Annotated in this window: 2 protein-coding genes; both read right to left on the bottom strand. The window is 59.6% G+C overall.

Translation table 11 applies throughout. The features are described 5' to 3' along the window. Positions 1-664 precede the first annotated feature (664 nt). On the bottom strand, positions 665-1,093 hold the full coding sequence (locus tag WCB02_RS00725) for a hypothetical protein (RefSeq protein WP_423955241.1): 429 nt from the start codon (positions 1,091-1,093) through the stop codon (positions 665-667). Positions 1,094-1,630: 537 nt separating this feature from the next. After that, on the bottom strand, positions 1,631-1,851 hold a 221-nt coding region (locus tag WCB02_RS00720; RefSeq protein WP_423955238.1), incomplete at its 5' end, for a hypothetical protein.

Raw genomic sequence — 1,851 nt, 5'->3', positions numbered from 1 at the left:
CCGAGCATTATGCACGGGCGAGGCTGAATTGGAACGGCGGCTAAAGGCTCATCGTACGATTGGGTGCTACGGCGAACAAGAAGGAAAGAAGAAGCTATCCGCATTTTTTGCTTGTCGAATTTTTCCGGCGCTAAGGGCGATGCACGCGGCCCGCTCTTTCCGACGCGGACAACTTTAACTGCGCTCCATATTCGCGATCAATTCCTTCGGCAACGGCATACGGCTCTTATCCACGCGGGCAGCGTGCCGATCTTCACGAGATCCCTGCTTTCGCCGGTCCATGGCGCCGCAAGGGACAATCGCGAACCTGGTAGTATTGGCGATAGCCGCGCGGCAGCACGGATGGCAGTGTGCCGCGTCTGCCTGACCATCATTTGCGCCGAGGATGCGCCAGCAGGTGTTTATAGCGCAGCCTCAGTTCAACCAGTGCAAGCACGTCGAGCTCGAGACGGCGCTGGCGCTGGCGCAGCTGCGCCAGAATCTCGTCGGGGAGCACACATAGCAGCTCCCATCCCTCGCTCTGATCGTCAAACAGCGAAACGATGTCGGCATCGAAAGCGCGCGGGGTCGAGGCTTCCGTCGTGTGAGGGCTCCTCTCCTGGCGAACCGACCAAGCCTTGAACCGCGAAAGAGCCGATCGGTATGTCCGTTCCTTTTTTATTGTCTATTTCTTATAAGCGGGGCCGTTTGGGACCTGCGGGTCTTCTTTATATACGGGGCCCTTTCGGCCCCGCGGGTCCGCGGGTTCCTTTCCGCCCCGCGGACCAGGCGACGTGTCCACCGGCCGGATCGGTGCTACGGGCATGTCACGGACAACGTAGTCGGTGGCGCAGAAACAGTGCGCGCCGGCGGTCCGCGGTTGTTCGCGGCTGATGTAGTCGTCGCCGATCAATTCGCGGAAAATGCGCTGGAGCTTCTTGCGGCCGATGCGCAGCGTCCGGCCGATATGGTCAAGGCGGACCTGCCAATGGTGGGGGTGCGACAGCAGATGGACGAGCACGCCTTTGGCCTCGATCGACAGCCTATCATCGCGGAAGATGGCGTTCGGAATGATGGTGAACTGTGCGCGATGCTCGCTGCGGACAATCATCATCGCGGCGTGGTCTCCACCAGCACCGCCGGACTTGGTTTAAGTCCTGACGTCGACGACCAACGCGTGGCGGGGAGCGCCGCGCGTCGTGCGCGGCCGCCGATCTGCCGGGCTGACGTGGGTCTACAGGTGTCTGAGCGGTCAACGTTTGAGCGGTATCGGGACTTGGTCCAACGATGCGTCAGCGGCACTTGGCCGTCCCAAGCCATCAATCCAATCTGTCACCTATTTGGTAAAAAATGAATCGCCAGAAATCGCGCTATTCTACGCTACGGCACGCTTGGCCAATGACATGAGGCTCGGGGCGGTTAGTAGTCACACCCAACTTTGCGGCGCACGCGAGAGGGCCGCTGGCGCGCCGCGAGGTCGGCCACAAAATCCATGATGACGGACACCCACTCTTTATCGCAGGAGCCGGAGGCAGAGGAGGGCTGCCCGCTCACTGGTCGCAGCCCCTTATTTCATCCAGCGGTGAGAAGAGTCCCGGTGGTCCACCTTGCTGAGCTTTTACGATCATGTTGTTCCTCGTGCGGCCCATCGTCAACGAATGCAATCTTCAATTGCTCGAATGCGGGTCGCATATCGTTGTGTGTCCACATCCCTCATCCAGCGACACACTTGTCTTAGAAAATTACGGCCCCGACCGGTACGTGCGACCGTCTCCGCGGCCATTGTAAATACGCGATCATCGCTTGTGATCTGAGCAAACAATTCGGTGGAAAGTTTGCGATCTACGAACAAGTCGGCGACCGCTGCTGAAA

Origin of the sequence: Bradyrhizobium sp., from assembly GCF_049581145.1 — a bacterium.
Classification (GTDB): Bacteria; Pseudomonadota; Alphaproteobacteria; order Rhizobiales; family Xanthobacteraceae; genus Bradyrhizobium.
Note: the sequence above shows the minus strand (reverse complement) of the source record. Positions and strands in the feature narration are given on the sequence as shown.

Excerpts from the sequence above, each read along its gene's own strand:
- WCB02_RS00725 (WP_423955241.1), bottom strand. The coding sequence starts at position 1,093 with ATGATGATTGTCCGCAGCGAGCATCGCGCACAGTTCACCATCATTCCG.